5 protein-coding genes and 1 rRNA gene (1 of these 6 running past the window's edge) are annotated in these 6,549 nt (G+C 73.2%); all 6 read left to right on the forward strand.

Annotated elements, in window-relative coordinates; genetic code table 11:
• The first annotated feature begins 3 nt into the window (after nucleotides 1-3).
• Nucleotides 4-1,596, forward strand: a complete 1,593-nt coding sequence (gene cimA / locus IU369_RS08240; RefSeq protein ID WP_217924094.1) for a citramalate synthase — start codon at nucleotides 4-6, stop codon at nucleotides 1,594-1,596.
• Complete coding sequence (locus IU369_RS08245; protein WP_217924095.1) at nucleotides 1,593-2,753, forward strand: DegT/DnrJ/EryC1/StrS family aminotransferase; 1,161 nt, start codon at nucleotides 1,593-1,595, stop codon at nucleotides 2,751-2,753. Before cimA ends, IU369_RS08245 begins: the two co-directional genes overlap by 4 nt.
• Entirely contained in the window at nucleotides 2,750-4,135 is a 1,386-nt protein-coding gene (gene argH / locus IU369_RS08250; RefSeq protein ID WP_217924096.1) for an argininosuccinate lyase, read from the forward strand. The genes IU369_RS08245 and argH overlap by 4 nt, the downstream gene beginning before the upstream one ends.
• Nucleotides 4,129-4,737, forward strand: coding sequence for a DNA-3-methyladenine glycosylase (locus tag IU369_RS08255; protein WP_425516803.1), 609 nt, complete (start codon nucleotides 4,129-4,131; stop codon nucleotides 4,735-4,737). The genes argH and IU369_RS08255 overlap by 7 nt, the downstream gene beginning before the upstream one ends.
• Nucleotides 4,734-5,888, forward strand: a complete 1,155-nt coding sequence (tyrS, locus tag IU369_RS08260) for a tyrosine--tRNA ligase (RefSeq protein ID WP_217924098.1) — start codon at nucleotides 4,734-4,736, stop codon at nucleotides 5,886-5,888. The genes IU369_RS08255 and tyrS overlap by 4 nt, the downstream gene beginning before the upstream one ends.
• Nucleotides 5,889-6,391: 503 nt before the next feature.
• A 16S ribosomal RNA gene (locus tag IU369_RS08265) occupies nucleotides 6,392-6,549 on the forward strand; it runs 1,390 nt beyond the window's last position.

Consider the following 6,549-nt stretch of genomic DNA (forward strand, 5'->3'; position numbering starts at 1 on the left):
GACGTGACCGCGCGCGTCCACATCTACGACACGACCCTGCGCGACGGCATGCAGCGCGAGGGCCTCAGCCTGTCGGTGGGCGAGCAGCTGCAGGTGGCGGTCCGGCTGGCCGAGTTCGGCGTCGAGTACCTGGAGGCCGGCTTCCCGGCCAGCAACCCCAAGTACGGCGAGCTGTTCAACCTGCTGGAGCGCGAGGACCTCGGCGCGACGCGGCTCGCGGCGTTCGGGATGACCCGGCGCCGCAACACCGCGGCGTCCGACGACCCGGCGATGCGCGGCCTGGCCGAGAGCTTCGCCCCGGTCATCACGATCGTCGGCAAGACCTGGGACCTCCACATCGAGAAGGTCACCCGCGTCTCCCGCGAGGAGAACCTGCGGATGATCGAGGAGTCCGTCGCCTTCCTCGTGGCGCAGGGCAAGGAGGTCGTCTACGACGCGGAGCACTTCTTCGACGCGTACGGCGCCCACCCCGACTACGCCCTCGACTGCCTGCGGGCGGCCGAGGCCGGCGGGGCCGCGTGGATCACCCCGTGCGACACGAACGGCGCGACGCTGCCGACCCGCGTCGCCGCGGTCATGCACGACGTGCGGGCGGCGCTGCCCGGCGCCGCGCTCGGCATCCACACCCACAACGACGCGGAGTGCGCGGTCGCGAACAGCCTCGCGGCGGTCGACGCGGGCGCCCGCCTCGTGCAGGGCACCATCAACGGCTACGGCGAGCGCTGCGGCAACGCGAACCTGGTCTCGATCATCCCGTCGCTCGCGGTGAAGATGGGGTACGAGGTGCTGGAGCCCGAGCGCCTCGCCGAGCTGACGGCGCTCAGCAACTTCGTGGCGGAGACGGCGAACCTGCAGCCCGACAACTGGGCGCCGTACGTCGGCCTCAACGCCTTCGCCCACAAGGGCGGCATGCACCAGCAGGGCATGAACGCCGACGCCCGCAGCTACGAGCACATCGACCCCGCGACGGTCGGCAACGCCCGGCGCGTCCTGGTCTCCGAGCTGTCGGGCCGCGGCACGATCGTGGCGAAGGCGCGCGAGCTGGGGATCGACGTCGAGGAGGACCCGGGCCGCATCCCCGGGATCCTCGCCCGGCTGAAGGACCTCGAGCACCAGGGCTACCACTTCGAGGTCGCCGACGGCTCGTTCGAGCTGATGCTCGAGCGCGAGACCGGCGTCTACGAGCCGCTGTTCGTGCTGGAGAGCTTCCGCGTCATCACCGAGAAGCGCGCCGACGGCCGGGTCGAGACGGAGGCGACGGTCAAGATCGCCCACGACGGCGAGCGCCTGGTGGCGACCGCCGAGGGCAACGGCCCCGTCAACGCGCTCGACGCGGCCCTCCGCATCGCCCTGGAGCCGCGGGTGCCGGAGCTGCGCGACATCCACCTCGTCAACTTCAAGGTCCGCATCCTCGACGAGACCAAGGGGACCGGCGCGGTCACGCGCGTCCTCCTCGACTCGAGCGACGGCCACGACACATGGGGGGCGATCGGGGTGAGCGAGAACGTCATCGAGGCGTCGTGGGAGGCCCTGCTCGACAGCCTGGAGCACGGGGTGCGGCGGATCGCGCGCGCGCGGGCGACGGCCGCCGGTTGAGCGGGGACCTGGAGCGCATCCCGCTCGCGAAGCCGGTCATCGGCGACCGCGAGCGCGAGCTGGTCGATGAGGTGCTGCGGTCGGGGATGCTGTCCCTCGGCCCGATGGTCCCCCGATTCGAGCGCATGTGGGCGGAGCGCATCGGGGTGAGGCACGCCGTCGCGGTCTCGAGCGGCACGGCCGGCCTGCACCTGTGCCTGCACGCGATGGGCCTCGGGCCGGGCGACGAGGTCATCACGTCGTCGTTCTCGTTCGTCGCCTCGGCCAACGCGATCGTGTTCACGGGCGCGACCCCGGTCTTCGCGGAGGTCGACCCGCTCACGTTCGACATGGACCCCGCCGCCGTCGAGGCCGCGATCACGCCCCGCACGAAGGCGATCATGATCGTCGACATCTTCGGCTACCCCGCCGAGGTCCCGGCCCTCGTCGACATCGCACGGCGCCACGGGCTGAAGCTCGTCGAGGACGCGTGCCAGTCGATCGACGGGGCGTACGACGGGCGCAAGCTCGGGACCTTCGGCCACCCGGCGGTCTACGGCTTCTACGCCAACAAGCAGCTCACGACCGCCGAGGGCGGCGTCGTGCTGACCGACGACGACGAGCTCGCCCGGGTGCTCGGCAGCCTGCGCAACCAGGGGCGCTCCGACGACGGCGCGTGGCTCGTCCACTCCCGCCTCGGCTTCAACTACCGGCTGTCCGACGTGCACAGCGCGATCGGCGTCGCGCAGCTCGAGCGCCTCGACGACATGCTCGCCGCGCGTGCCCGCGTGGCCGGCTGGTACCAGTCGCGGATGGCGGGCATCGACGGCGTCACCCCGATGTACGAGGGCCCGCAGCAGCGCTCGTGGTTCGTCTACGCGCCCCGCCTCGACCCGGACCTCGTCCGCGACGAGGTGATCGGCGAGCTCGACGCGCTCGGCATCTCCGCCAAGCCGTACCTGCCGTGCATCCACCTGCAGCCCTACTACCAGGACGACCACGGCCACCGGCCCGGCGAGTTCCCGGTCACGGAGGCGATCAGCGCCTCGACGATCGCGCTGCCGTTCTTCCCGGAGATGACCGAGGAGCAGGTCGACCGGGTCTGCGCGGGGCTCGACGCGGTCATCCGCGGACGCCGCGCCGGGGCCGCCGGGGCAGGAGCCCGGGCCGGGGCATGAGCTCGGGCGGGCGCCTCTGGGGCGGGCGCTTCGCGGAGGGGCCGGCCGACGCCTTCGACCGGCTCAACTCCTCGCTGGCGGTCGACCGCCGGATGTGGCCGCAGGACGTCCGCGCGTCGCGGGCCCACGCCCGCATGCTCGGCGCCCAGGGGATCATCCCCGCCGCCGACGCCGCCGCGATCGACGCGGGCCTCGCCCGCATCGCCGAGGAGCTCGCCTCCGGGGAGTTCGCGTTCGCGCCGGGGGACGAGGACATCCACACCGCCGTGGAGCGCCGCCTGACGGAGCTCGCCGGCGACGCGGGACGCCGCCTCCACACGGCGCGGAGCCGCAACGACCAGGTCATCACCGACACGCTGCTGCACCTGCGCGAGGCCGCCGAGGCCCAGGTCGCGGGACTCCGGGCGCTGGCGGACGCCCTGCTCGCGCAGGCGGAGGCCCACGTCGACACGCTGCTGCCGGGGTACACCCACAGCCAGCGCGCCCAGCCGGTGCGGCTCGCCCACCACCTGCTCGCGTACGTCTGGATGCTCGACCGCGACCGCACCCGCCTGGGTCACGCGATCGCGGCCACGCGGACGAGCCCCCTCGGCTCGGGCGCCCTCTCGGGCGTCGGCTTCCCGATCGACCGCGACGCGACCGCCGCCGAGCTCGGCTTCACCGCCGGCCCGTCGCCGAACAGCCTCGACGCGGTCGGCAGCCGCGACGCGTTGATCGACTACCTCCACTTCGCCGCGCAGCTCGGGGTGCACCTGTCGCGCCTCGGCGCCGAGATCGTGGCGTGGGCTTCCGACGAGACCGGCTTCGTCGAGCTCGACGACGCGTTCACCTCCGGCTCGTCGATGCTCCCCCAGAAGAAGAACCCGGACGCCGCCGAGCTCGCCCGCGCCAAGGCCCCCCGCCTGACGGCCGACCTGGCCGGTCTGCTCGGCGTCGCCGCCGGCCTGCCCCTCGCGTACAACAAGGACCTCCAGGAGGACAAGGAGTACCTGTTCGACGCGATCGACACGGTCGACCTGCTCCTGCCCGCGCTCACGGGGATGATCGCGGGGGCGACCTTCCGCGCCGACCGGATGCGCGCCGCGGTGACGGGCGGCTTCCTGGCGGCGACCGACCTGGCCGACCACCTCGTCACGCTCGGCTGGCCGTTCCGCCGCGCCCACGAGGCCGTCGGCCGGCTGGTGCGCGCCTGCATCGACGCCGGCATCGGGCTGGAGCAGGCCGGTCCCGCGGAGTTCGCGGCGTCCGGCCTCGACGGCGTGGCGATGCCGCCCCTCACGGCGGAGGCCTCCGTCGAGGCGAAGCGGGCGCCCGGCGGGACCGCCCGCGCCGCCGTCACCGAGCAGCTCGCCGCCGCCCGCGCGCGGGTGGCGTCGTGGTGAGCGCCCCGGCCGCGCGGATCCGGGCCGGCGCGCGGCTCGACCGCGACTTCTTCGCCCGCTCCGTGGCGGAGGTCGCCCCGGACCTGGTCGGGTGCATGCTCACGGTCGACGGCGTCGGCGGCCTGATCGTCGAGACCGAGCGGTACGAGCAGGACGACCCGGCGTCGCACAGCTTCCGCGGGCCGAAGGGCCGGGCGCTCGTCATGTTCGGCGAGCCCGGGCGGCTCTACGTGTACCGCAGCTACGGGCTCCACTGGTGCGTGAACCTGGTCTGCGAGCCCGAGGGCCGCGGCGCCGCCGTCCTCATCCGGGCGCTCGCGCCCGTCCACGGCGTCGCCCGCATGCGGGCCCGCCGGCGGAGCGTCGACGACCGGCTCCTCTGCGCCGGGCCCGGTCGCCTCACCCAGGCGCTCGCGATCGACCGCCACCTCGACGGCGCCGACGCCGTCGCGCCCGACGGGCGGGTGCGGCTCTACGACCGCGTCGCCCCCGTCACGCCGGTCGCCGGCCCGCGCATCGGGATCACCAAGGCGGCCGAGCGCCCGTGGCGCTTCGGGATGCCCGGCTCGCCGTACCTGTCGCGACCGTTCCCGCGCACGTGAGCACCGCCGCCGAGCTCGCGGCCCGCGCGGTCGACTGCGTCCCGCCCGGGGAGCTGGAGCGCAAGCTCGCCCTCGGCCGCCCGCTGCGCGTCAAGTTCGGGGTCGACCCGACGGCGCCGGACATCCACCTCGGGCACGCCGTCGCGCTCGGCAAGCTGCGGGAGTTCCAGGACGCGGGCCACCTGGCCGTCCTGATCATCGGCGACTGGACCGCCCGCGTCGGCGACCCCTCCGGCCGCACGAGCACCCGCCCCATGCTGAGCGGGGAGCAGATCGAGGCGAACGCGGTCTCCTACCGCGAGCAGGCCTTCCGCATCCTCGACCCGGACCGCACCGAGATCCGGGCGAACGGGGAGTGGTTCGAGGGCCTCGCGCTCCAGGAGGTCTTCCGCCTCGCCGGCTCGGCGACGGTCAACCAGCTCCTGCGCCGCAACGACTTCGCCCAGCGGATGCAGGCCGACCAGCCGGTGTCCGTGCTCGAGCTGCTCTACCCCCTGATGCAGGCGTACGACTCGGTGATGGTGGAGGCCGACGTGGAGCTCGGCGGCACCGACCAGCTCTTCAACTTCATGCTCGCCCGCGAGATCCAGGCGCACTACGGCATGGCGCCCCAGGTGGTCATGACGATGCCGATCCTCCCCGGGGTCGACGGCGTCCAGAAGATGAGCAAGTCCCTCGCCAACCACATCGGGGTCACCGACGCGCCCGAGGAGCAGTTCGGGCGCACGATGAGCATCCCCGACGCGGCGCTGGCCGAGTGGTACCGCCTGCTCGTCCCGGACGCCCCGCCGCCCGCGGGCCCGCCCGTCGCCGACAAGCGCCGGCTCGGGGCCCTGATCGCCGACCGCTTCCACGGTCCCGGCGCGGGCGCCCGCGCGGAGGAGCACTTCAACCGGGTGGTCCGCGACCGCGGCGCCCCGGACGAGATGCCCGACGTCGCGATCCCCCCGGGGACGGTGCACCTGCCGGCCCTCCTGGTGGACGCCCTGGGCGTCGCCTCCCGCAGCGAGGCCCGTCGCCTGATCGCCGGGGGAGGGGTCCAGATCGACGGCGCCCCGGTCCGCGATCTCGACCTCGAGGCCGACGCCCTGGACGGCCGCGTGATCCGCGCCGGCAAGCGCCGTTTCGCCCGTCTGCGCCGCGACCCCTGACGCGGTGACGGTCCCCCGGCGAGAAACTTCCGCCGGGCGCTTGACCACCCCGTCCACGCCGCTATACTCCCGCGGACCGGTTGGGGGGCACACCTGCCCCGCACACGGACAGAGGAAGCGATTGCTCTCCCTTCTCTTCGACCTCCCGCTGACGGAGACGCCCACGTAGCGAGGCGCGCGATGCGCCCGCGTTGGGAGCCTCCTGAACGTCCGGAGGCCGCGAAGAAGGGTTTCGCTCCAGCAAGAACCGTTGGCCGCCGCGCGGCCGACCATGATCCTTGAAAACTGAACAGCATGCATTTCGGCCATGGGGCGCGAGTCCCATCGGTCGCGATGGCCAGGTTTAGTACGAACCCCGTCGATCCGGCGGTCCGGCGCGAGCCGCACCGATCGGAGAGGCACAAAAAGCTCGGATCGTCTTCGCCCCTCGGGGTGGAGGCCATCTCCGGACTTCCGGTCCCGACCCGCCGGCTTCGGCCGTGTGGTCTCGTGACCAGATTTTCTTCATGGAGAGTTTGATCCTGGCTCAGGACGAACGCTGGCGGCGTGCTTAACACATGCAAGTCGAACGAGAAAGGCTCTTCGGAGCTGAGTACAGTGGCGAACGGGTGAGTAACACGTGGGCAACCTGCCCTAGGGAGCGGGACAACCCGAGGAAACT

This window comes from Miltoncostaea oceani (genome assembly GCF_018141545.1).
Lineage (GTDB): Bacteria > Actinomycetota > Thermoleophilia > Miltoncostaeales > Miltoncostaeaceae > Miltoncostaea > Miltoncostaea oceani.

What these genes read in the sequence shown, in the direction of transcription:
- argH (WP_217924096.1), top strand. Translation starts at nt 2,750, where the DNA reads ATGAGCTCGGGCGGGCGCCTCTGGGGCGGGCGCTTCGCGGAGGGGCCG.